Below are 23,024 nucleotides of genomic sequence, written 5' to 3'. Positions count from 1 at the left end.
TCCTGATAGATGCGGTATACTCCGCAAACCAATTTAAAGCACCTGTAGCTCAGCTGGATAGAGTGTCGCCCTCCGAAGGCGAAGGTCATCGGTTCGACTCCGATCAGGTGCGCCATTTCCGCTTTATACGTTAGACCTCACATTAAAACAGCTGTGGAATCGTCTTCGTCACTTCATTGATTTTTGCTGGAAAGCTTGAATTCTCATCTTGTGTGAATACACGGCTGCCTTCAGCTGTCTCAATCACTAATTTTTCTTTTACGCCTGCGTTTCTTCTGCCCTGTTGTGATGTTACTTTTTTGAAGTCAGCATTTTCAAAGCCAGTCGCAATGATGTTAAATTCATTAGGTGTTGCTTTAGTAACACGCTGTGAAATAAGTTGGCCACTATTTGATAGTTTCATGTGGCGAACGTTTAATGTGTCGTTATCTAGCTGCCAAGTATTATTTCCAGATGAGTCAGTAGTGGTATAAGTCACTTTAGAGATCAGCTCAGGTACTGGCGTTGGAACGAAGTCATAGGAAGCACATGCGTTAAGCAGCAATGTTAGGCTTGCTAATAATAAATATTTCATCGGAATAATCCTTTAATGTTTCCCTCATCTTTTTATAGAGAAGGGTGTCGGGGTTCAATTTCAGCCCTGATGGTTGGTCCATAGATTTAGCTTAAAGGTTCAACTCTTAAGTATATTGCTCAAAGAGTGTTTAGCGATTAAACTAATGAAAACAATGATCTTGTTGCTCCCCCAATGCGAAAAGTCATTTAAAACGAGTGTTACTTTCTAAATAATAATTTGGCTTAAAGCCTCCAAGTAGCTACGTCTGCTGCTGATTAAGTAATAGCACACATAAGTGTTACCAACGTTATTTTTAATGATTGGTTAAGATAAGGAATATCACCACTTGCAGTACAAACTCATCATCACTGGGCCTGTTGGCTCAGGTAAAACGACGGCTATAGACTCACTCACTGATCAAAAAGCGGTGAGAACAGATGTGCCTGTCTCTGACTCAGTGACCTTGGCACGTAAAAGCACCACAACGGTTGCAATGGATTACGGCACAGTACGTATAAAAGATGCAGACGATACAGTCGTTCATGTCTACGGGACACCGGGGCAAGAGCGCTTTGATTTCATGTGGGAGATCCTCACAGAAGGTGCGGATGCTTTAGTTATCTTGCTAGATAATAACCGTAACTACCCTTATCGCGATCTTAAATACTTCTCTGAGCAATTTGCTGACTTCATAAAAAACAAAGGGCGATTGATCATCGGCATAACGCGCTTAGATGTTCGTGAACCGTTGCTGCCAGAAGTGTATGAAGACTGGATGGAGCAGTTAGGTCTTGAGGCTGAAATCATTAATATTGACCCTCGTGAAAAACAAGATGTGTTGGGGTTAGTACATAAGGTTTTAGACTTGATACCTCTCGAGGTAGTCGCTGAGCAAGCGCCTGACGTAATGCTTAGTCGTGCAGTTTCTTCTGCTACTCAAGCTACAACGCCACGTCCGATAGAAAACAATCTCGATCTAAACCAAAAAGCGATGTCGGCTATTAGTGGTTTAAGTGGTGTTACTGGCGTCACTATTACCAATAATATGGGCGAATTAATCGACTCTACAATGGATGATGAGTCGCTTAATCACTTCATTGCTTATTTAACGGGTCTATCTCCCAACCTTATGGAAGCAGCTGAACTCGGGCCTATTAATCGCATTATGCTGCGCGGGCCAGAGGATAATAATCTCACTGTATTTGTAGAGGATGAGCGGTCGCTGGGGGTATGTTCTGAGCGCTCAGTGTCTGTACCCAGCTTAAGCCAGCAAGTCGAGGATATGCTGCAATGGTTGTAACAACTTATTCAAAGGGCACACTATAAAATGCAAGTAATTGTCGATTCGTTGTGCGCCTTAAAAGGGGTACGTCATGCTGCAATCTATAAGCAAGGGAAGCTAATTTACAGCGGCCTAACAAAGGCGCAACAAGCATCTTTAATAAAGAGCAGTGTCGTCATCGCTCAAATATTTTCGGCTGCTGAGGCAATAGGAAAGACACATAATGAGATCTTTATTGGCGTAGATAGTGGTTATCTTGCCGGCTTTCGATTGCACTCTGGTTATATCGCGTTGTTAATGACTGAGAAGAAAATTAACTTTCCAATGATGAGTATGGGCGTTAAGTCAGCCTCAGAAAGTATTAAGCAGCTGGTACAACAAGAACAAGCGGAGTTAGACCGCCTAGCAATTCTATCTGCTAGTCAGTCAACGACTGTGTCAGCCGTGCCGACAGAGGAGTCGTTGAGACCTGTGTTTAATAGCTACACCAAAATATTGACTGGTTTTTTGGGCCCAGCTGCAGAGATTTTGGTTGAGGATGCTATTGATACATGGAAGCAAACTTATGTGCAGCGCGCTCAAAACTTGCCGTATTTATTGGCGTTACTGGAGGCTGAATTGGATTCACCTCAAGAGCGACAAGCATTTTCTACAAAAGCAGCTGGAGTTCTCCCACCAGCGATGTAAAAGGAATTACATACAATAATGAAAAATATCCGTAACAAAATATTATTTACCATGATGTTGTTAACGTTACTGCCAGTGTTATTAATTGGCGGTTACAGTTTTTACACAACATCGGAAGCACTGCGTGAAGCTGCCTTAAAGGATCAGCAAAACCACTTGGCCAGAACCCAGCAGCATATAGAAACACTACTGAGTAATGCCGAGCGGGACTTATTATTTCTGCGTGAGTCAAAAATAATGCAGCTTTATATGGCTAAGCAACAGCCATTAGTGGGGCTTAGTAATGCGCTAGAGCTATTTGCACAGCAACAACCCATTTATTCATCGATTCGTTTGTTGGATATGGCAGGGCATGAAGTAATTTATATAGAGCGCCAAAATGGCCTAGCAAAAAGCTTATCTGACAAGGGTGATTTAATGGATCAGAGTGGCGAGCGTTATTTTCCTGAGGCATTGGTGCTAGGCAAGGGTGATATCTATATTTCACCGATTGAACTAAGCCGTGATAGTGGTGAAGTAATCTCTCCTAACGTGTCGACGATGCATTACGCTAGTACTGTTAAGACTGCGGATGGTCGATCACAAGGCGTGCTGGTATTAAACCTTGATGCTGACTACTTAATTACGCAAGCAGTTTCAACGACTGAGCAGGGGTGGCGCACTCTATTTTCTGACCCACAAGGCTATATTTACACTCAAGGTAAGGACGGTAATTTATCGTCTGAGACGACTGAGTCTAGATTGAATATCTTCACTGATGAATCAGTCGCTAATGAGGATGAGGTTAGCCTGATAATGTCGGTTTCTTTGGGTGATAAAAAAGGCGTGTTAGGTCACCTCGTTAGCGTCGCTCCAAAGTCAGCACTATTTAAGTCTGTGCGAGATTATTTATCAATTTCACTGATTATTGTTACAGTGTGCTTATTTTTGAGTTTTATATTTGCTATGATTCTATCCAATTCTTTATCAGAACCATTGCTGCGGTTAACTGAAAAAGTGAAAAACTTTAGTCAGGGTGATCTTGAAACGCCGATTAAAACAGAGACTAAGAATGAAATTGGTGACTTGTCGCAAGCGATGGAGTTGTTAAGAAAGTCGATGGTCATTTTGATGAAGAGGTCACGGAAGGTGTAGTTACAACAACCTTCATTATTGTAATAGATTAGCCTTACAAGGATGTAGACATGTCTAATAACGCATTGATTAAACTTTTAAATATCGTATTGGTAAGCTCAGTATGCCTCACGCCGGTCATGTCAAAACCCGTGGACCCTAGTCATATTCAACAGCTTACCCAAACGGTTGCCGTTGGTGTGCTTACAAAGTTGAATATGCTGGATAAGTCAAAGCCTGAGCTTCTGAGTATGAGCTTGGAAAAGGTTGTGAGCGAGGCTTTGCACGCGGGTAAGCCTATCGAAGAGATTCGTGAAGCTGTCAGTCTTACGATGGAAGAAATAACAGGTAAGCCATTTACGCCTCCAGTAGTAACACGCACCGTGCCACTAACTACTGTGTTGCTGCCTAATGAGTCACTCTCTAGTGTGGCAAAGCGTATCTATGGTCCAGAAAATGGCCGTCGCTATTTGGATATTTATGAATATAACAAAGATGTGATTAAGGACATCAATGTTATCCCAGAAGGCACTGTGCTTAAATTGCCCGAATAAGTCTTCAGAAAAAATGCCCCTCATGCTGATATTTTTCTTTGTTATTACAGGTTAGTAGGCGTTATATTTATCTATGATCTTTTTTTGATCATAGTAGTATACTGATCTTAAATTAAACAAAGTTACTGCCTAAGTTATTGAAATAAAATAAATATTAGGCAGTTGAAGGGGGGCAGCTATGAAGCAAGTCAGTGTAAGAAATACCTTAAGCGTTTTTTGTATCGTATTCATGTTGGGGATCATGAATACAGCCTTGGCAGCATCTGAGGCAGAGGATAGTTATCGTCTATCCGATTCAGTCGTCATGATTTACGCAACATCTAAGTCAGATAATATTCGTGCACCGTGGAGTTCTAGTACGATATCCGGCTCTGGGTCAGGCTTTGTATTAGACGGTGGTCGTATTATCACTAATGCACATGTCGTTGAAAAACATACTTTTATCGAAGTTCAGCGTGACGGTGACTCAAAGCGATTTGAAGCAGAGGTCATCGCTATTGCTCATGAAGTTGATTTGGCTATTCTTAAGCTAAAAGACCCCGAAGTGTTTAAAAGTATTAAGCCGTTAGAGTTGGGCGACCTACCAGAAATTCATCAAGAAGTGACGGTTTATGGTTACCCTGTGGGTGGTCAAGCATTGAGTATCACCAAGGGTATTATTTCTCGTATAGAGCATCAGACGTATGTGCACAGTTACCTGAACTTTCAAGCGATTCAAGTCGATGCGGCGATTAACCCCGGAAATAGCGGTGGGCCGGCACTAGTTGATGAGAAGGTGGTTGGTATTGTGATGCAGTCGCGAAATCGTGAGGATAATATTGGCTACATGATTCCGGTCACTATTTTGAATCGCTTTTTAGCGGATATGGAAGACGGCCATTATGATGGTTTTCCTGAGTTATCAGCAGGCTTTCAACGATTGGTGAGTCCAGCGTTGCGTAAAGGTTATAACTTAAAGGAAAAGCAGTCAGGGGTTTTGGTGAGCAAAGTTTGCTTCAATACGCCGACAGATAAGTTCCTGAAAAAAGGCGATATTATTAGCAGTATCGATGGTAAGAAAATAGAAAATAATGGCATGGTGATGACGAGCCAGCGTAAGCGTGTCGACTTCGAACATTTTGTGCAGCTTCACCTAGTTGGTGAGTCTGTTGAGTTGGGTTTGGTACGTGACGGTGAGGCGATGACGGTGAAAATCCCACTGACTAAGACCTTAGAGTCAGCCTTTATTTTTGACCAAGACCCGCGTTACATTATCTTTGGTGGGTTTGTTCTTGTGGCTAAAGCGCTAGCGGCACCGTGTTTGAGTAAAGAAGAGTACCTACAGACAAAAGATGACCTTCAAGAAGATGAAATAGTGGTTAGCCAAGTATTGGCTTCATCGTCTAATCGAGGTTTTCATGACAGTGTTTATACGGTGATTAATAAGGTAAACGGTAAGACGTTTAAGAACTTTAAAGGGTTCTACGAGTTACTGTCTAAAGATGCGGCTCCTGTCATCTTGCTTGAAAATGAGAATGGCTATCAGATTGCTATTGACCGTGAAAGTGCACAGTCTGAGCAAGCGGAGCTTCTGAAAAAGTACCGTATTCAAAAAGCACACTCTGCTGAAATTGATGAGTGGAAGAAAGCTCCCACCCAAAAATTAGTTCTCAAACAATAAGGGTTTAGCTTATTTGCAGCTTGGCTCAATACCCAGTACGTATTTGTTGATAATGCCGATACGTGTTGCGGTACTTGAGCCTGCAAAGCCTGTAAAGCTCTTGTCAGTTAAGCGCAGTTGGGCTTGCTGAGTATACTGATGTGATAGTGGTTGAAACGACCAGTGCCATTTTTCCTCGTTATAACCTGTGGCGCGTCTTTGGCTTTTAGCCGTATATGGCTGACAAAATCCATAACGTGCGGCATTTTTCACTAACCAGTCGTAGGTCTTCTTGCCTTGTCCTGAGGCAAAGTATTTATTGGTAAATGCATTCAAATCAACGTCTGTCCCCCAGTGATGGCGGGAGCTTCCTGGCATTGAGCTGTACTCTAAAATCTTTACCGCACGTTGTTGGTGGTTCTTTATACTGCGTGCTGCATTTTTAATGTTGCCGACGTTACGTTTTCCCATCCACTTAGCTTCCCAAATGGATTTTTGGTGATAGAAGCTGCGAGTCGCCGAAATGATTTTTAGGTTAACGCCACTACTTTTAGCGTCGTTGTACATCGCTTTAAAAGCGTCATACGGAAGGCTTTGCATATACATGCCACTTCTAGAGGCATAACGTGTGCTTATTTTGACAAAATCACCGCGCTTGCTTGCCGTGTATTTTCCCATTAAAAAACTGTCGGTGATTGATGCGTCGTGAGCAATTGGCTGGTTCATTGCGAGCAGTGCTGGTGGGTTTGCTATCGCAGCAGTGTTCAAAAGTAAGTAGCTAGCGGTTATTACGAAGAGCTTGTTTAAGGAAAGTTGCACAATAGTCTGCCTTTATTATTGTTAGTTAAATCTAGTGGTACTTGGAGGCTTTATGTTTAAAAAAAGTTCCTCGCTGATGTTATACCGTTTATTTCGTTAAGCGCGAGTGAACCATAGGCAGTAAAAATAGTGAGAGGACAAATAGCCCAATAACAGGTGTTATACCTATGCGTTGGCTGGCGAATAAGCTGGTAAAGAAGGCGATAGATATTGGGGCTATAAAGCTAGTTGCTCGGCCTGATAGTGCATATAGACCAAATGCCTCACCCATTTTATTCGGATCTGCTTGATCAACCATCAGCGTGCGAGATGAGGCTTGAAGTGAGCCACCTGCGGCTCCAATGATGGCTCCACATAGATAAAATACAATATTCGGTAGGTTTGTTTGTCCTGCTTCGTCAGCCACGTTTAACCATAAAACATGCTGTTGGTCGGTGCTGACTATGATGACGCTGGCAAAAATTAGCAACCAGACGCAATAGGTCACAACCGTTTTCGAGCCAAATCGGGCGTCCATTTTTCCGCCAAACCATGCGCCAACTGCACCAGCGATATTGGCGACTATGCCAAAGATCCCTATTTGAATAATCGACCATTGCAATATGCCCGCTGCATAGATTCCACCGAAGGCATAGAGGCCATTAAGTGCATCTCGGTACAGCATGCTAGAGAGTAAAAATGAGGTGAGGCTTTTTTGTTTTGGCAGGGAGCGTAGTGTGTTTTTTAGACTTGTTAAGCTCTTGCGAATTGCACCGGAGTGGCTAGTTACTCTGCTTTTGTCTGGGGTAAATAACAATAGCGGGATGATAAAGATAGCGAGCCAGATTGCGGTGAGGGGGCCACTGGCTCTATCGCCTTCTGAACTTGCCGAATCTAGTCCAAATATAGGTGAGAAGCCGAGCAGGGTTTTGCCTGTTTCTGTATCTCCAACCATGAAACCCAGCATAAGTACCAAGCAAAAAAGGCCGCCAATATAACCGAGTGCCCAGCTGCTACCTGAGAGTTTTCCTAGTTCTTCTCTTGGAACAAGGTCGGGCATCATGGCGTTGTTAAACACGGCTGAAAACTCAAAGCCAAGTAGGGCAAAGCCTATGGCTATCAAGCCCCAAATCATGGTGCTGGTGTCTGCCTGTGGTGGAATATACCAAAGGCAAAATGACGCGATACAGCCGATGATGGCAAAACCAAAAATCCATGGTTTTCTTGGGCCTGTTGTATCGGCCAAGGCGCCGAGTATTGGTGAAAGCAAGGCGATTAAAATCCCTGTAATGCCAATTGCGTAACCCCAATAGCTTTGACCAATAATGTCATTGTTGGCCACTTGACTGGTGAAGTAGGGTGCAAATATAAAGGTAAGAATTAGCGTATGAAAAGGTTGGGCCGCCCAGTCAAATAGCATCCATCCCCAGATTCCTTTCTTAGAAACGCTTTGTTTGATGTCATTACTCATGTCTATCAGCCCATATCGAGGTAACTTTTATTATCACTGCTGGATCGTGGATAGAGAAGGCTTTATTCGTACTTGTTGTTTGGTCGCGTACTTTAGGTCATTTGTCATGATGATCAGCTAAGAATGCTTAGGGTTAACTACACTAAATGTATTAAAATAAAGCCAATGCGGTCTTTATAGGGGATAACTTTGAAGACTATAAATAAGTTAAATGGTTTGGAGGGTGGAAATAACCCTTTCGAGTCATTGATCGAAGAGAAGAGACAATCGCCTCTTGATCAAGATTTCTTTGCTGAGGGAAATGGTATCTCAACGGTTATACGTAAACTATTTAAGTGGCCACTCGTGCTGGTTACACTACTTGTACTAAGCGGGGCTTTGTACGCACTTGTGTGGCTGCCGCTTGCGGGTAAGCATAATATAGAAAGTCCTTTGGGATTAATTCAAGGAATTATTGAGGGTGAAGCCTTAGTGGCAGTGGCTGATGAGCTAAAGGTTATTGAGCCTGATGCTTTAATTACAATGCCAATAATAGAGCCTGCAACTGCATATAAAAGACTTGAAACCAAATCAACTCCGGATACGCTTGTTGAAGCAGTTGAAGCAGTTGAAGCAGTTGAAGCAGTTGAAGCAGTTGAAGCAGTTGAAGCAGTTGAAGCAGTTGAAGCAGTTGAAGCAGTTGAAGCAGTTGAAGCAGTTGAAGCAGTTGAAGCAGTTGAAGCAGTTGAAGCAGTTGAAGCAGTTGAAGCAGTTGAAGCAGTTGAAGCAGTTGAAGCAGTTGAAGCAGTTGAAGCAGTTGAAGCAGTTAAGAGTGAGCTTAACGTTCCGGCGCTTGACGTGGTGTTAGAGTTTGATATGCAAGGTGACGAGGTTGAGGAGCAAGCGGATGTACTTGATGTGTTTCTTACTAAGTCGATTGCTGAAGCTGTAGAACAACTACCTAGCGAAAAAGAGATTGTTGCAAAAACTAAAGAGTCACCAGTGCGTGTTGAGAAAACCTCAAAGAAAGCGGCTGCAAACGTTAAGGTTGCTAAACAGCAAGTCAAAGCAGTGACTAAGGTGCAAAAAAAGGTAGTTACTGCTTCAAGCAAAGAGGCTGCAAAGCGACCAAGTCGTGCGGTTGTAAACTCTATCAAAGGCGACCTAGATAATCTATTCAAATAGACTTATCGTGACATGAAACGCTAAGGTATCAATATATAATACTTCTAGTACGCTCAATTTCAACTTTATCGAATAAAGTTGAGAAATAATCACCACTTGCTCACTATGCTTTTAAGCAGTTAATCTAAGCAGGCAAAGTGGTCATGAGTAAGTTACTAAAGGTCGTTGGTGCGATCCCCTTTTTAATCGCGGTGTTCCTTAATACCGTGGTTGATCTGGGTCATAAAATTGTTATTCAAAACACCCTATTCAAGGTATACGACGACAGCTATCAGGTTTACTTAACCGCGATAGTAAATGCGCTCATTCTCCTCCCGTTCATACTTATGTTCAGTACCGCCGGCTTTATAGCGGATAAATATCCTAAAAACAAGGTGATGAGAGTCTCGGCTTGGGCTGCTGTTGGCCTAACCATTGCAATCACCGTGTGTTATGCGATGGGCTGGTTTTGGGCATCGTTTGCCATGACTTTCTTACTAGCTGTGCAGTCTGCGATTTATTCGCCAGCTAAGTTTGGTTATATCAAATCCCTATTTGGTAAAGAGCGACTAGCCGAGGCCAACGGCTTCGTTCAGGCGGTTGCCATTATCGGTATTTTAGTCGGCACATTAATATTCTCTATTCTGTTTGAAACATGGTTTCCAGCTGGTACGACGGATAAAGGTTTCATTCTTAGATCATTAGTTCCTGTCGGCTTTATTTTGATCGCAACCAGTATTTTCGAGCTGGTGATGATGTATCGCTTGCCGCAACTTGATGAGCTCAAAGCAGATTATCAATTTGACTTTAAGTCGCTAACAAGTGGGGCGATGACTCGAAAGAATTTGAAAGATGCTTTGAGCAATAAAGTGATCTTTTTATCGATTATCGGTCTGACAGTATTTTGGTCGATCGGCCAAGTTATGTTGGCTGCTTTCCCTGCGTTTCTTAAGGCTGAAACAGGCGAGACAAATACGATTGTTATCCAAGCTATATTGGCGATGTCGGGTGTCGGTATTGCTATTGGCTCAACGATTGCTGCACGCATGTCAAAAAACTATATCGAAACAGGTTTAGTGCCTATTGGTGCTGCGGGTGTGGCGCTGGGTTTATTTATCCTGCCAACACTTAGCAGTAAAGTATTCATGGGTTTAGATTTCATGTTTATTGGTATTATGGGTGGAATCTTCATTGTTCCTTTGAACTCACTTATCCAATACCACGCAAAAGAAAACAACTTAGGGCGAGTGCTAGCGGCTAATAATCTAGTTCAAAACCTAGGAATGCTGTTTTTCTTGTTGGTAACTGTCGCTTTTGCCAAAGCAAACATCGCAAGTTCACAGTTATTGTTATTTATATCAGCCGTTGCAGTCGCAGGTTTTAGCTTTACGGTTTATAAGTTACCGCAGAGTTTAGTGCGCTTCATTTTGACTTATTTCATGAACATGAAGTACAAAGTTGCAGTAGAAGGTATGAAAAATATTCCAGCTAATGGCGGTGTGTTGTTGCTAGGAAACCATGTGAGTTGGATAGATTGGGCGATTGTGCAGTTGGCATCACCTCGTCCAGTACGCTTTGTGATGATTCGTAATATCTATGAGCGTTGGTATTTAAAGTGGTTCTTTCAGTTATTTGGATCAATTCCAATAGAGTCAGGGCCAGCGAGTTCAAAGTCGTTAGATCGAGTCGCTGAGTTGTTAAACAATGGTGAAGTTGTGTGTCTGTTTCCAGAAGGAACGCTCAGCCGTACAGGTCACTTAGGTGAGTTCAAGCGTGGCTATGAGAAGGCTGCCAAGTTAGCGAATGATGATGTTGTGATTGTACCGTTCTACTTACGAGGGTTGTGGGGTAGTCAATTTTCACGGTCTTCAGAGAAGTTAAGAAGTAACCAAGTAAAGGGTATGCGTCGAGAGCTTCTTGTCAGTTTTGGTGCGAGGTTAAGTAAAGATACACCAGCGACTATATTGAAGCGTCGTGTGTTTGATTTATCTATCAGCTCATGGAAAAGCTATTCAGAGTCATTGCAAACGCTGCCTAATGCTTGGATTGATACAGTGAAGTCAGTCGGTGGTGAAATGGCATTAGCCGATACGATGAGTGAGCCGCTGTCGGCTATAAAGGCGTTTACCGCATCTGCTGCATTCTCACGCAAGATCAGTAAGCTTAGCCCTGAGCAAAATATTGGTTTGTTATTACCAACCAGCAGCGGCGGTGTCATTGCAAATATGGCGGGTCTATTGGCAGGTAAAACTTTAGTTAACCTTAACTATACTTCAAGCACTCAGGCGTTAGCCTCTGCCATCGAGCAAGCAGAAATTAAAACAGTTTATACGTCCGCTCGTTTTATTAAAAAGCTGGAGCAGCGGGGTGTCGACTTAAGTACCGTGCTTGAAAAGACTCATGTGGTTTACTTGGAAGAGCTAAAGAAAGAGATCTCAAAGCTAGAGATGGTGTCTACTCTGATTGGTACTGCAGTACTGCCTGCGCGTGTTTTAAAGTGGATTTTCTGTCGCAGTAATAACCCTAAAGCAACCGCAGCCATTCTATTCTCTAGTGGTAGTGAGGGTGCACCGAAAGGTATTGAACTAAGTCACGAAAATATTATAGCCAACTTAAAGCAAGTAGCGGAAGTGCTAAATGCAGACGGGGATGATGTGATTATGGCGTCACTGCCGTTATTCCATGCGTTCGGCTTGACGGCGACACAGTTTTTACCGCTGGTCGAAGGCTTGCCAATGGTGTGTCATGCCGACCCTACTGATGGGTTTGGTGTAGCCAAAGCCGTTGCAAAATATCGTGCGACGGTCATGTTTGGTACTTCAACCTTCTTGCGCTTATATAGCCGCGACAGAAAAATTAAGCCGTTAATGTTCGATAGCTTGCGACTAGTGGTTGCCGGAGCGGAAAAGCTGAGTCCTGATGTGCGTGAAGCATTTAAAATGAAGTTCTCGAAGGATGTTTACGAAGGCTATGGCGCGACAGAAACTGCGCCAGTGGCTAGCGTGAACTTACCGGATGCGTTAGACCTTAATAATTGGAACGTACAGTTGGGTGGCAAACGCGGCACAGTGGGTATGCCATTACCAGGTTCTAGCTTTAAAATCGTAGACCCTGCGACGCTAGAAGAGCTAACGGCAAAAGAAGATGGCATGATTTTGATCGGTGGTCCGCAGGTGATGAAGGGCTATCTCAATGATCCTGAAAAAACCAGCAAAGTGATTCATGACATCGAGGGTGTTCGTTGGTATGTCAGTGGTGATAAAGGCCACCTTGATGATGACGGTTTCTTAGTGATTGTTGATCGCTACTCACGCTTTGCCAAGCTAGGTGGGGAAATGATTAGTCTGAGTGAGGTCGAGGCGACGATTCAGGAATATCTAGGTGATGAGGCTGCAGATGTCATCGCGATGAACGTGCCCGATGATAAAAAAGGTGAGAAGGTTGTCTTGCTAGACAATAGCGGATTAGAGTTGAAAACGTTGCGCCAAGCGATGTTGGACAAGTCAGTCAATCCGCTATTAATCCCAGCTAAAATCATTCAAGTTGAAACCTTGCCGAAGCTTGGTTCGGGGAAAACTGATTTTGTTAAAGCAAAGGCTCTAGCGTTGAGTCATCTGGAATCGTAGCGCTACTACAAGGCTTATGAGTGGTGAGTAAGCAATGTGCTTCTGCAATTTCTTCGGCATTCAGATGTACTTCAACCTTGTTTTGATCAGGTGCGACTATCTCGGAAGAGGTGGTCGCTTTAATGACTTTCTTCGTGGCGATTTTAGCTTTAACGCAGTCGCTCACCTCAAGGTCAATGGGGTGCTTTAAATCAACTGAGGCCCACTTTGGGTGGAACTTGTTTTTAGCGGTTCCACCAGAAGCAAGAAAGTGGAGTCTGTTACTAATTGCTCTATGCACTCGACCAATTTCACGACAGCGTTTACCTGTGACCCATTTGTTATCATCAGGAAATACTCTAGTAACCAATGCGGCGGTCACAGAAATAGTTGGAATACTAATATTGGTGAGCTTGTGTTTGCGGTTTTTACTGACATAGTCATTCGGATCAATGCTCGCTATATCGTATGACTCGTTTAAACGATCATCCTCAATTGCGAGTAAATGAATGCCGGCTACATAGCTTTTCAAGTCTTGACGATCGTTCATTTCTAGCATGCCCTGAATAAAATTAATGGGCTTGCCGCTGACAAAAAACACCGCATCTAGCTCGCCAAATAATAAGGCTTTATAAGCGTCAAGAGGGCTTAGCTTGTTATTAGGTAGGGTTTTTAGTTTAAGAAGTCTGAGAATGTTTGTTGCAGTGATATGCGTGCCACTGCCGATACGGCCAACACCAACGCGCTTTCCCGCTAAGTCTGAGATCGTTTGAATAGATTTGTTCGCGAGTATATGGACTTCCTCTTGGTAGAGGGGCAGCACCAACCGCAAATTTTGTATTGCAGATTGAGTAGTCGCTTGAGGGCTTTTTTTAAAGGCAGCGATAACATCAGATTGAGCAAGTGATAAATCAACCTCATTATTCTTAAATAGCTGACGAATATTATCGACAGAACCAACCGAACTTATCACATTGATATCAACGCCATAGAGTGGTGTTATGCGCGAAATATCAACGCCAATAGCGTGATATGTGCCACCTTCTGCACCTGTTGGCATATTGGTAGCAGCAGACGCGTTAGCTGCGAGCAGCCATGCGCTGAGTAAAAAGCTGACTCTAATCATCTGAAGAAGTCCGTTTTAGTGGGTTAGTCCTGAGTCAAGAAAGCTTCAATGTCTGCTTGCAGCTTCTCATCATCTACTTCAGGTAGTTCAGTAGTATCGGCCGCTGCAAATTCAATACTTGTTTCAGGTACTTCAATCGCTGCTTGTTCTGCCTGTAGCTTGCCGCTGAGCTTTTCAATGTCTATTGGTTCTGGTTTGTCTTGTCTATGACTAATTTGAGACGATTCAGGTTCAATGGCTACACTCGTACTGCGTGGCGCAATGACGACTACCTTAGGCAATGGCTCTGGAGTCTTTTCTGCGACGGGGGCTGTATCAAGGTTATGTAGCGGTGCCTTGATTGCTATAGGTGCTACATCAACCTTAATGGGTTGCACAATTGCAACGGGAGCTGGTGCAGTGTCTATAGGTAGTTTTGACTTAATCGCTTGAAATATGGAGAAGGTAGAGATCAGTGTCACAACACCCATTAGCGCCATACGAGGGAGGGCTGCTTGGCTAGCGTTTTCAACAACCATCGCAGGGACTTCAGGGACGGTTTCTGCTTTCATTTCAATCGGGCGGATGGTGACCATGTGTAAGTCACGGTTAGTATGACTAAAACACTGCTTACGTATCATTCGGCGTGCTTTGATATCAATATCAACAGCATTTGCCCACGCATCAACACCCCATGCTAATTCTTGCTTTGAGAGGTCAGAACGTGCCTCAATTTGATCAATAAACTCAATAAGGGTTTTTTTATCGATTGCGTCCCCTTTAAAGGTATAGAGTGCTTTTGTCAGTTGCAGATGATGAAGCTCAACCAGCACATTCTTTTCGTCAGCGTAGTCAGTCAAAAAATCAGCTAAAAAAGCTTTGCAGCTTGCTGTGCTAGTCGTCAATTTTGAACCATAACTGGCCATGACTGAAACAAGAATTGTATGTGCTTTATTGTTCATATGCGCGGTTTTCCCTAACCCTGATGGTGTAAATTTAATGTTGACGATGCTTGTCGTCAGGTATCTTCTTAATGGTCTTAGTGAGTGCTCTGGCCAATAAGTCTTTAAGCATTAACTCATTCCTTAAAATGTAGAGATTGTCTTCATTGCTAACAAATTCATCGAGATAACTAGACTCTGCATCGCTGCCCAGTGCAAATGCAATTCGCTCAAAATTTTCAGCGACCGCTTTATCTTTCAACCAGTGAGGGAAAATACTTGGCTCATCGGTCGGCATACCGTCCGTTATTAACACAACGATTAAGGTATGCATCGCACCACTAACAGCGCCACTGCTTAACCAATTATCAAGCAGCGTATAAGCTTGCCCAAGATTGGTAACCCCTTCTGGTCGTTGTAAATCACCCCAAACAAATTGATCATGCAGTTTGCTGGGTACCGTATGCCAGTCTGCCGTATCAGAAAAACGAATAGCGGAAACGTCGATAGCGTCAAAGATTACATGATCTAATGTTGAAATAACCGACTGGGTTGTTACTAGTGCAGCGCCAATCGCATTATTCATATTAGTTATTTTATCGCCAGACATAGACCCTGATGCATCGCATAGAAAGACGATATGTGCATCTTTTTGGCCTGCCCCTCTTTCTGGTTGGAACATGCTATTTTCCAATGATTGTGAGTGGTTTTTAAGTTGTGCTACCTACGCCTAGTTTGTTGGACTTTATCATACTGGATTTTTTATTCTGTTTATTTTTAGTCCATATTTCAGTTATTTACGAATTGGTGTGTATGTTTGCTTATAAGGTAGAAAAGTTTTATTTATGTCTGTTTATTAAGTGTTCAGCATGGCTTTTTATTTTAGGTTATTGATGCATAAAGTGAGTCTAAAAGAGTTGTATTTAGTGCCGAGATTAGCGCTTTATCAATATTGTTAATGGCTTATAAACTCATTGAGCTACAACTACATACCTACTAGTATGTAAAATCAGCTATGAACAGCTACTTTTAAATTACGACGGTTACGCTATGCCTGCAATTATCTCTATCGTCGATTTGTGCAAGACCTACGACACAGGTTTTCAAGCATTAAAATCGGTCAACTTAACGATTGAAAGAGGCGAGATTCTTGCCTTACTTGGGCCGAATGGCGCAGGTAAAACAACGCTCATTTCCACTATCTGTGGCTTAGTAACACCTACTAGCGGCACAGTGACGGTTGATGGTAATGACATTATTAAAGACTACCGACTGACTCGAAAGGATATAGGTCTTGTGCCTCAAGAGCTGTCGCTTGGCGCGTTTGACAAGGTGTGGGATACGGTTCAGTTCAGTCGAGGCTTGTTTGGTAAGTCACCAAATCCTGCGTATATAGAGCAACTGCTGAAAGATCTGTCGTTGTGGGACAAAAAAGATAACGAGCTAATGACGCTGTCTGGCGGTATGAAACGCCGTGTGTTGATTGCTAAAGCCTTATCGCATGAGCCTAAAATATTGTTCTTAGATGAGCCAACGGCAGGTGTAGACGTTGAGCTGCGTAAAGATATGTGGAAAATCGTCAACAAGCTGAGTGACTCTGGGGTGACGATTATCCTGACAACTCATTACATTGAGGAAGCAGAAGAAATTGCTGACCGTGTAGGTGTAATCGCAAAAGGCGAAGTGTTATTGCTTGAAGATAAACACACGCTGATGAATAAAATGGGTGAGAAGAAAATGCGGATTGAGATCCGTGAAAACTTGAACGCTATTCCAGACTCACTCGTCGAATTCGACTTGTTATTGGATGAAGAGGGCAGTGCGTTGACCTACATGTACGATACCAATGCGGAATACACGGGTATTACGACACTTCTGAAAGCGGTAAATACTGCAGGTTTAACATTGAGAGATATCAAAACGACGCAAAGCTCTTTGGAAGACATCTTTGTTAAATTGGTCGAGGATGACGTATGAATTACCAAGCTATAAAAGTTATCTACTTTAATGAAATGAAGCGTGCATGGAATACGTTACTGCAAACTATTGCATCACCAGTGTTGTCGACCTGTCTGTATTTTGTGGTGTTCGGTGGTGCTATTGGTGGTCGCATTGAAGAGGTTGATGGTGTGCCTTACGGGTCGTTCATCGTACCTGGACTGATCATGTTGTCACTGCTCACTCAGAGCATTTCTAATGCATCATTTGGTATCTTCTTCCCGAAATTTACGGGGACTATTTATGAAGTTATGTCGGCACCTATTTCATTCTTTGAAATTATTATTGGTTATGTTGGCGCGGCAGCAAGTAAGTCATTAATCATCGGTGCTATCATACTGTGCACAGCAGGGTTTTTTGTTGATCTAGAGATTCAGCACCCCGTTTGGATGGTGACATTTCTGATATTAACCTGCATATCGTTTAGTTTGTTCGGCTTTATTATTGGCCTATGGGCGACTAACTTTGAAAAGCTACAGCTAATACCATTACTTGTAATCACGCCGTTGGTGTTTTTAGGCGGTAGTTTTTATTCGGTCAGTATGTTGCCACCTGTTTGGCAGAGCATTACCTTGTTCAACCCAGTGCTGTATTTGATTAGTGGGTTTCGTTGGAGTTTCTTTGGTGTTAGTGATGTACCTGTTGTAACCAGCATAATAATGATTTGTGTGTTCTTGGCACTTTGTTTGAGTGTTGTCTGGTGGATGTTTAAAACTGGTTATCGTCTCAAGCAGTAATTAGTGTTGCCGAAAGGTGAGTTTCATTTTGGGGTAGGGTTATGTTGACGCAAGCACAAGTAAATATATTTAATCAACAGGGCTTCTTGGTACTGCCGGGCGCTGCTGATGCTGAAACGGTTGCTGCCATTCGTGCGGTGACTTTTTCTCATCTTGAGGCTAAAAAAGAACCGATTGAGTTAGAGTCTGAAGTTAACTATCCGGGGGCGCCGAAAAGTGTCGATGACCCTGGTGGTGCAACAGCACGACGATTGTTAATGGCTTACGAGCGTGACGCTGTTTTTAAAGCATGGGCAGAAGATACTTCGGTCACAGAGTGCATTCAGCAGCTATTGGGTAGTGAGCAACTGTTGCTGACGCCTAATCATCACAATACCGTCATGACGAAGCACCCTAAGTATAGTAGCGACACTTTGTGGCATCGTGACACTCGTTATTGGCACTATTCGGATAACTGCTTAATAAACGCTTGGACGGCGCTTGGTCCAGAGCACCAACTTAATGGTGGAATGAAGGTGATTCCTGGCTCCCATCTGTGGCATGTAGATGACGAAGGCTTGGATGATCTGCAATTCTTAAAGCTAGACTACGAAGGTAATCAGGTGCAGTTGGCGAAGGCCATTTACGTCAACTTAAATGCAGGTGATATTCTTTTGTTTAGCCCCTACATATTTCACGCGGCAGACCGCTGTAAAACGAATGATGTAAAGTGCTCTTTAGTCTTTACCTATCGCGGTGAAGTGACGTTACCTGTGCAAAATACTAAATCATCTCGCTTTCCTGATATTCGAATTATTTAATAAATTAGATGGATTAAAATAATTTTTATTCTATCTGTGGTTTGCTGATAAAATCTGCTTTTTAGATGAGTACTTAACCTAATATATTTGTATGCGCATAAATGGATAGCAGTAAACAATCGATCGCAAAGGTCACTTTAGCGCTGCTGCTTGGCTTACAAGTATTAACCGTCGGCATTATCCTCTTAGTCAGCCATTATTGGGGTGAAAGTGCTTATTTGAAGCATGTTAGCGGCCTCATGAGGACGGTTGCAACAGAGTCAGTTCAAAGCGTTGAAAGCTTGCTTGTTCCTGCTGAACGCTTAGCGAATACGACTCGCGCGTTAATGGAGTCGAGGGTTATTCCTCGTGAAGCGAATACAGAGTTAGAGCGATACTTCTTCGAACAGATTAATGAAAACAATAACTTTACTGGCATGTATTTTGGGTGGGTAAATGGCGACTTCTTACAGGTCGCTCATGCCAATAAACTCCATCCCGACAACCCTTTCTATACTAAATTTATTACCACTAAAAACGGCAATAAGACGAGTATCTTTATAGGCCGAGGTGATGACTTCGAAATGCTTGCATCACACCCCGAGCCTAATGATACTTATGACCCGCGCGACAGGCCTTGGTTTGAATCACTGATAAAAGGGAAGTTGCAATGGACGAACCCTTATTTGTTTTTTACGAGTCAAATTCCCGGCATTACTGTTTCTATCCCCGTGTCATCTGACTCCGGTGAGCCAATAGGTGTGTTGGGTATTGATATTGAAATTAGTAATTTGTCTTACTACCTAAGTAAAAATCAGTTAAGTGCTAATAGCTCAGCATTTATCGCCAATACTGATTTTCGTATGGTGGCACACACTGATATTGACTCTCTGACTCTCGCTCAGCTAAATGGAGACTCAGACTTTAGGTTGATTAAAGTGGATGAATTAAGGAGTCAGGTGATTGAACAGGCGTTGGAAGAGTTGAGAGCGAGCGGCCAAGACTTTGTTTCGACGACTATTCGCGATGTAGACTTTGACATTGATAATAAGCCATATCATGCCGTTTTTCATTCCTACAGAAAGTCAGGGCTCGGGTGGACTGTGGTTGTGACGGCTCCAGAAAGTGACTTTATTGGTGATATTAGAGCGGCACAGTATTGGAAAATTACTATAGCCATCGCGTTTAGCTTACTAATCACGCTAGGTGCTTTTTTCTTAGCGTTACGTTTCCTGAGACCTGTTAGTGAATTGCAAGAAAGTGTGCTTCGAGATTCGTTGACTGGCTTATATAACCGACGCGCTTTGGCGAGTTTGGGCGATGAGATGACTAAAGAATCTCATCGCAAAGGGCACTCGGTATGCGTGGCGATGATTGATATTGATCACTTCAAGAAAATTAATGATACCTACGGCCATCCGATTGGGGACGAGGTGTTGGTTTCTATCAGTCAGCGGATGTTACGCGTTTCACAGAACTCAGACATGTTAGTCAGGTATGGTGGGGAAGAGTTTGCACTGATCTTATTTGATGCCGACTTAGCTGTTGCGACAGCCGCTTGTGAGCGCATTAGAAAGACAGTGAGTGGTAATGAAGTGTTGACGGACCAAGGCTTAATAACGGTCACTATCAGTGTCGGTGTTGTTGAAGTGTCTGGTGATGATAATTACATCCTACAAAGCTTAAGCTTAGCTGACCAAGCACTTTATAACTCCAAGCGACAAGGCCGAAATCGCGTATCTACACAACATGATGTGTGTATTCTTTAGTCTTCAATTTTCGATAACTTTCTATTTACTAAGCCTAGTCGCCCCGTTTTCACTGCATTACGACGAATACCACGGTAAGGCGCAATAAAGTACATATCGCCATTCTGTCCCATTTGTTGGTGAGGAACACCCAGTGATTTAGCGAGTGCTGCGTGTGCTTTTATGTGATGCGGTTCACCATGAACCGGGATCGACATCGTAGGCTTAACCCAGTCATACATCATTTTCAATTCATCAATCGCAGGGTGGCCTGATGCGTGAATGAGGTACTCCGTATTTTCAACAGTAATGACCGTGATACCAAGGCTTTCAAGGCGATCAATCATCTCTTGGATTTCGTCTTCGTTACCAGGAATAGCGCGTGAACTAAAGATCACGGTGTCACCCGCTTCAAGTGGCATATCAAAATAATTGTCATTGCTCAGTCTGTGTAAGGCAGTTCGACTTTGGCCTTGGCTTCCCGTTGCTATTGCCAGTACAGATTGTCTAGGTAGGTAGCACAGGTAATGAGTATCGACGATGTTCTTTTGGTTGATCCAGACACCTGCTTTTTTTGCTGACTCTGCCATATTGATCATGGAGCGTCCGAGTAGGGCGATGTGTCGATCACAGGTTTCCGCAATATCATAGAGGGTTTTCATACGGGCTAGATTGCTACCAAAACAGGTAACGACAACACGGCCTGGTGCTTTTTCTATGATCTTCTGTAGATCAGTAAATAACACTGCCTCTGAGATAGAGTGGCCGACGACATTTGCCGTTGTTGAGTCACAAATCATTGCGTCAATGCCTTGCTCTCCAACTGATCGATAGGTCGCTTCGCTATAAGGTTCACCGAGTACGGGAGTTGGGTCTAGTTTCCAATCAGCAGTATGGAATACTTTCGCTACTGGTGTTTGGATGACTAGCGCATAAGCATCAGGAATAGAGTGTGTCAGGCCAATCCATTGAACATTAAAAACGCCAATGTCGAGCGTGACAGCAGGGTCAACAATGTAGACAGGTACTTTGTTTTGAAGGCCTGCTTCTTGTAGCTTTCGACTGAGGATTTCAGCGGTAAAGCGAGTTGTGTATACAGGGCAGCGTAATTGATCCCAAAGATGCGCAACCGCACCGATATGATCTTCATGAGCATGCGTAATGATAAGTCCAACTAACGACTCACGACGCTCAGCGATAAATTCGGGGTCAGCCATTTGAATGGGTGGAGCCGATGCAGGTATGCCCAGCGCTTTCTCTTCGTCAGTTTGTTTGGCAAACGTTATTCCACAATCAACCATTAGCCACTGACCATCATGGCCATAGAGATTCATATTCATTCCGATTTCCCCAGTTCCACCGAGGGGTAAAAACCAAAAGTCAGATGCATCAGGGGTCATAGGAGGGCTCAGATTAGTTAGAATTATCCTTCTATGTTAGCGCAGACAGCACGCATTTAGTATTTAAATGGATAATTGCTAGACATGAAGTTTTGTGTATTAAATAATCCACCTCACTAAGTTGTTAATTTACCTACAAAGAGTGCGAGAGGGTCTGTATTGAAAGTCTTTATATTGTTATTTACAAGCTCGGTTTTATTAACGAGCTGCGCAGCACCTCAGCCTCACACAAAGTCGATAGACAGACTTAAAAGTGAGGGCCATTACGGTCGAGTACAGCACTGGAAAGCGCATAACCGCAACCCTCACTCGGTAAAAGTGAGTGTCCCGCCTAATGCCTCTATTATTACCTCAGACTACCGTAGTCGTATTGGCGCTAATGGTTATAAGCGTGGCGGCTGGCATCGTGGTATTGATATCTATCATGATACAGGTACACCTATTATTGCCGCTGCAGACGGTACGGTTGTTTTAGCAGAGGTTGGTAGCTGCTGGGGGCCGACGATGCTGATTGATCACGGCACAGCTGAAAATGGCAAACCGCTGTATGGGCTTTATGCTCACATGCGAAACATGAACGTAAAACCAGGTGACAAGGTTAAGCGTGGCCAGCAGATTGCTGAAATGGGTAATGACCTATTTAACAGCTGCGGTGGTGGATTACATCACTTGCACTTTCAAGTCTCACATAATCCAAATGGCATCCCGGTCGGTTGGGGTTGGTCTTATTTTGTAGGCGACGGTTGGAATGCACCAAATCCTCATAAATATTGGGCTGATGGTGTTGGTAAAATAACCTGTTTCGACCCTAAGAAAACATACAAGGCTAGCGGTCTAACTTACCCATTAAAATGTGATGGTTAGTTTGCCTGAACTTTTATGTTATGTTCTTGAGTCGCTAATAATAATTGGTAGATAAAGGCCATCGATGACAGTTAAATCCTACTCCATTTCAGAGCTAGCAAAAGAATTTGATGTAACCGCCCGCGCGATACGATTGTATGAAGAGTCAGGTCTCTTGGCGCCTGAGCGAGATGGAAACCGTCGTATTTATCGAGAGCGGGATCGTGTTCGTTTACGGTTAACACTTCGAAGTAAGCGCATAGGCTTTAGCCTGGCACAAGTAAAAGAGATGTTTGATCTCTATGACAGTAAACCTGTCGAAGGAGAGAAGCAGCAAATTCTTTTTTTACTCGATATTATGGATAAGCGTCTAGATGAGCTGAAGCTGCAGCGTGAAGAGCTTGAGTTGACAGTTGTAGATATCGAAAGTGTCTGTAGCAGAGCTAGAGACTCCCTAACAGAGCTAGAGCATACCCTTAACAAGTCTTCTTAATTCTTACTGTATTGTCGTATTGATGCTGTTTTTCTGTGTATGAACATTGTTTGCATGTTATTATATAAATAATGATCAATAGGTTATTGTTATTCTCTAATTTGTGCTCATCATGTTGACGAATGCTGCTAA

The 23,024-nt window shown here is 43.1% G+C and carries 20 protein-coding genes and 1 tRNA gene; 14 read left to right on the top strand and 7 right to left on the bottom strand.

Translation table 11 applies throughout. The features are described 5' to 3' along the window. Positions 1-38: 38 nt before the first annotated feature. Positions 39-115 (top strand) — tRNA-Arg (locus DKT75_RS10105). A gap of 27 nt (positions 116-142) precedes the next feature. Here the strand turns inward: DKT75_RS10105 and DKT75_RS10100 are convergent. Beyond that, complete coding sequence (locus DKT75_RS10100) at positions 143-574, bottom strand: hypothetical protein (RefSeq protein ID WP_109823300.1); 432 nt, start codon at positions 572-574, stop codon at positions 143-145. 328 nt (positions 575-902) lie between these two features. Here DKT75_RS10100 and DKT75_RS10095 point away from each other — a divergent pair, with 328 nt between their 5' ends. The 5 genes from DKT75_RS10095 (at position 903) to DKT75_RS10075 (ending at position 5,852) form a co-directional block, all read left to right on the top strand. Then, positions 903-1,856, top strand: a complete 954-nt coding sequence (locus DKT75_RS10095) for a GTP-binding protein (protein WP_109823299.1) — start codon at positions 903-905, stop codon at positions 1,854-1,856. A gap of 27 nt (positions 1,857-1,883) precedes the next feature. Further along, entirely contained in the window at positions 1,884-2,525 is a 642-nt protein-coding gene (locus tag DKT75_RS10090; protein ID WP_109823298.1) for a DUF8082 domain-containing protein, read from the top strand. A gap of 18 nt (positions 2,526-2,543) precedes the next feature. After that, entirely contained in the window at positions 2,544-3,659 is a 1,116-nt protein-coding gene (locus tag DKT75_RS10085) for a cache domain-containing protein (protein WP_109823297.1), read from the top strand. A 50-nt stretch (positions 3,660-3,709) separates the two neighbouring features. Beyond that, positions 3,710-4,192, top strand: coding sequence for a LysM peptidoglycan-binding domain-containing protein (locus DKT75_RS10080; protein ID WP_109823296.1), 483 nt, complete (start codon positions 3,710-3,712; stop codon positions 4,190-4,192). 178 nt (positions 4,193-4,370) lie between these two features. After that, positions 4,371-5,852: a S1C family serine protease gene (locus DKT75_RS10075; protein WP_109823295.1), complete on the top strand. Its 1,482-nt coding sequence runs from the start codon at positions 4,371-4,373 to the stop codon at positions 5,850-5,852. A gap of 9 nt (positions 5,853-5,861) precedes the next feature. Here DKT75_RS10075 and DKT75_RS10070 read toward each other — a convergent pair whose 3' ends face one another. Continuing rightward, positions 5,862-6,650, bottom strand: coding sequence for a M15 family metallopeptidase (locus DKT75_RS10070; RefSeq protein WP_109823294.1), 789 nt, complete (start codon positions 6,648-6,650; stop codon positions 5,862-5,864). A gap of 88 nt (positions 6,651-6,738) precedes the next feature. Beyond that, positions 6,739-8,100, bottom strand: coding sequence for an MFS transporter (locus tag DKT75_RS10065; RefSeq protein ID WP_109823293.1), 1,362 nt, complete (start codon positions 8,098-8,100; stop codon positions 6,739-6,741). Positions 8,101-8,289: 189 nt separating this feature from the next. Here DKT75_RS10065 and DKT75_RS21820 point away from each other — a divergent pair, with 189 nt between their 5' ends. Together DKT75_RS21820 and DKT75_RS10055 are read left to right on the top strand one after the other, a co-directional pair. Next, entirely contained in the window at positions 8,290-9,264 is a 975-nt protein-coding gene (locus DKT75_RS21820; RefSeq protein WP_158278834.1) for a hypothetical protein, read from the top strand. Between the two features lie 143 nt (positions 9,265-9,407). Beyond that, a complete protein-coding gene (locus DKT75_RS10055; RefSeq protein ID WP_109823292.1) occupies positions 9,408-12,869 on the top strand; it encodes an acyl-[ACP]--phospholipid O-acyltransferase in 3,462 nt (1,153 codons plus the stop codon). On the opposite strand, the gene DKT75_RS10050 is transcribed toward DKT75_RS10055, so the two are convergent. Genes DKT75_RS10050 through DKT75_RS10040 form a run of 3 tightly spaced genes read right to left on the bottom strand, consistent with a single transcriptional unit; the run spans position 12,829 to position 15,576 of the window. Beyond that, a complete protein-coding gene (locus DKT75_RS10050; RefSeq protein WP_109823291.1) occupies positions 12,829-13,974 on the bottom strand; it encodes a TAXI family TRAP transporter solute-binding subunit in 1,146 nt (381 codons plus the stop codon). The genes DKT75_RS10055 and DKT75_RS10050 overlap by 41 nt on opposite strands. Before the next feature lie 23 nt (positions 13,975-13,997). Further along, positions 13,998-14,915 (bottom strand): hypothetical protein, encoded by a 918-nt coding sequence (locus DKT75_RS10045; protein ID WP_109823290.1) that lies wholly within the window; start codon positions 14,913-14,915, stop codon positions 13,998-14,000. A 34-nt stretch (positions 14,916-14,949) separates the two neighbouring features. Then, on the bottom strand, positions 14,950-15,576 hold the full coding sequence (locus DKT75_RS10040; protein WP_109823289.1) for a vWA domain-containing protein: 627 nt from the start codon (positions 15,574-15,576) through the stop codon (positions 14,950-14,952). A gap of 368 nt (positions 15,577-15,944) precedes the next feature. Here DKT75_RS10040 and DKT75_RS10035 point away from each other — a divergent pair, with 368 nt between their 5' ends. From DKT75_RS10035 to DKT75_RS10020, 4 genes are all read left to right on the top strand, one after another. Further along, positions 15,945-16,871: an ABC transporter ATP-binding protein gene (locus tag DKT75_RS10035; RefSeq protein ID WP_109823288.1), complete on the top strand. Its 927-nt coding sequence runs from the start codon at positions 15,945-15,947 to the stop codon at positions 16,869-16,871. Next, positions 16,868-17,629: an ABC transporter permease gene (locus DKT75_RS10030; protein ID WP_109823287.1), complete on the top strand. Its 762-nt coding sequence runs from the start codon at positions 16,868-16,870 to the stop codon at positions 17,627-17,629. The genes DKT75_RS10035 and DKT75_RS10030 overlap by 4 nt, the downstream gene beginning before the upstream one ends. A gap of 41 nt (positions 17,630-17,670) precedes the next feature. After that, positions 17,671-18,429, top strand: coding sequence for a phytanoyl-CoA dioxygenase family protein (locus DKT75_RS10025; protein WP_109823286.1), 759 nt, complete (start codon positions 17,671-17,673; stop codon positions 18,427-18,429). A 101-nt stretch (positions 18,430-18,530) separates the two neighbouring features. Next, the gene (locus DKT75_RS10020) at positions 18,531-20,177 is read left to right on the top strand and encodes a diguanylate cyclase (RefSeq protein ID WP_109823285.1); all 1,647 of its coding nucleotides are present in this window, start codon (positions 18,531-18,533) and stop codon (positions 20,175-20,177) included. Here DKT75_RS10020 and DKT75_RS10015 read toward each other — a convergent pair. Then, positions 20,174-21,496, bottom strand: coding sequence for a ribonuclease J (locus DKT75_RS10015; protein ID WP_245923157.1), 1,323 nt, complete (start codon positions 21,494-21,496; stop codon positions 20,174-20,176). The two genes, DKT75_RS10020 and DKT75_RS10015, sit on opposite strands and share 4 nt — an antisense overlap. Before the next feature lie 219 nt (positions 21,497-21,715). Here DKT75_RS10015 and DKT75_RS10010 point away from each other — a divergent pair, with 219 nt between their 5' ends. Next, positions 21,716-22,420, top strand: a complete 705-nt coding sequence (locus DKT75_RS10010; RefSeq protein ID WP_109823283.1) for a M23 family metallopeptidase — start codon at positions 21,716-21,718, stop codon at positions 22,418-22,420. A gap of 64 nt (positions 22,421-22,484) precedes the next feature. Further along, the gene (locus DKT75_RS10005) at positions 22,485-22,892 is read left to right on the top strand and encodes a MerR family transcriptional regulator (protein WP_109823282.1); all 408 of its coding nucleotides are present in this window, start codon (positions 22,485-22,487) and stop codon (positions 22,890-22,892) included. Positions 22,893-23,024: the final 132 nt, after the last annotated feature.

The organism is Leucothrix arctica (assembly GCF_003172895.1).
GTDB lineage: Bacteria > Pseudomonadota > Gammaproteobacteria > Thiotrichales > Thiotrichaceae > Leucothrix > Leucothrix arctica.
The sequence above is the reverse complement of the archived record's forward strand: the minus strand, read 5'-3'. Positions and strand labels throughout refer to the sequence as shown.

What these genes read in the sequence shown, in the direction of transcription:
- DKT75_RS10005 (WP_109823282.1), top strand. Translation starts at nt 22,485, where the DNA reads ATGACAGTTAAATCCTACTCCATTTCAGAGCTAGCAAAAGAATTTGAT.
- DKT75_RS10065 (WP_109823293.1), bottom strand. Translation starts at nt 8,100, where the DNA reads ATGAGTAATGACATCAAACAAAGCGTTTCTAAGAAAGGAATCTGGGGA.
- DKT75_RS10080 (WP_109823296.1), top strand. Translation starts at nt 3,710, where the DNA reads ATGTCTAATAACGCATTGATTAAACTTTTAAATATCGTATTGGTAAGC.
- DKT75_RS10050 (WP_109823291.1), bottom strand. Translation starts at nt 13,974, where the DNA reads ATGATTAGAGTCAGCTTTTTACTCAGCGCATGGCTGCTCGCAGCTAAC.
- DKT75_RS10100 (WP_109823300.1), bottom strand. Translation starts at nt 574, where the DNA reads ATGAAATATTTATTATTAGCAAGCCTAACATTGCTGCTTAACGCATGT.
- DKT75_RS10040 (WP_109823289.1), bottom strand. Translation starts at nt 15,576, where the DNA reads ATGTTCCAACCAGAAAGAGGGGCAGGCCAAAAAGATGCACATATCGTC.
- DKT75_RS10075 (WP_109823295.1), top strand. Translation starts at nt 4,371, where the DNA reads ATGAAGCAAGTCAGTGTAAGAAATACCTTAAGCGTTTTTTGTATCGTA.
- DKT75_RS10015 (WP_245923157.1), bottom strand. Translation starts at nt 21,496, where the DNA reads ATGAATATGAATCTCTATGGCCATGATGGTCAGTGGCTAATGGTTGAT.
- DKT75_RS10090 (WP_109823298.1), top strand. Translation starts at nt 1,884, where the DNA reads ATGCAAGTAATTGTCGATTCGTTGTGCGCCTTAAAAGGGGTACGTCAT.
- DKT75_RS10030 (WP_109823287.1), top strand. Translation starts at nt 16,868, where the DNA reads ATGAATTACCAAGCTATAAAAGTTATCTACTTTAATGAAATGAAGCGT.
- DKT75_RS10055 (WP_109823292.1), top strand. Translation starts at nt 9,408, where the DNA reads ATGAGTAAGTTACTAAAGGTCGTTGGTGCGATCCCCTTTTTAATCGCG.
- DKT75_RS10035 (WP_109823288.1), top strand. Translation starts at nt 15,945, where the DNA reads ATGCCTGCAATTATCTCTATCGTCGATTTGTGCAAGACCTACGACACA.
- DKT75_RS10020 (WP_109823285.1), top strand. Translation starts at nt 18,531, where the DNA reads ATGGATAGCAGTAAACAATCGATCGCAAAGGTCACTTTAGCGCTGCTG.
- DKT75_RS10025 (WP_109823286.1), top strand. Translation starts at nt 17,671, where the DNA reads ATGTTGACGCAAGCACAAGTAAATATATTTAATCAACAGGGCTTCTTG.
- DKT75_RS10045 (WP_109823290.1), bottom strand. Translation starts at nt 14,915, where the DNA reads ATGAACAATAAAGCACATACAATTCTTGTTTCAGTCATGGCCAGTTAT.
- DKT75_RS10085 (WP_109823297.1), top strand. Translation starts at nt 2,544, where the DNA reads ATGAAAAATATCCGTAACAAAATATTATTTACCATGATGTTGTTAACG.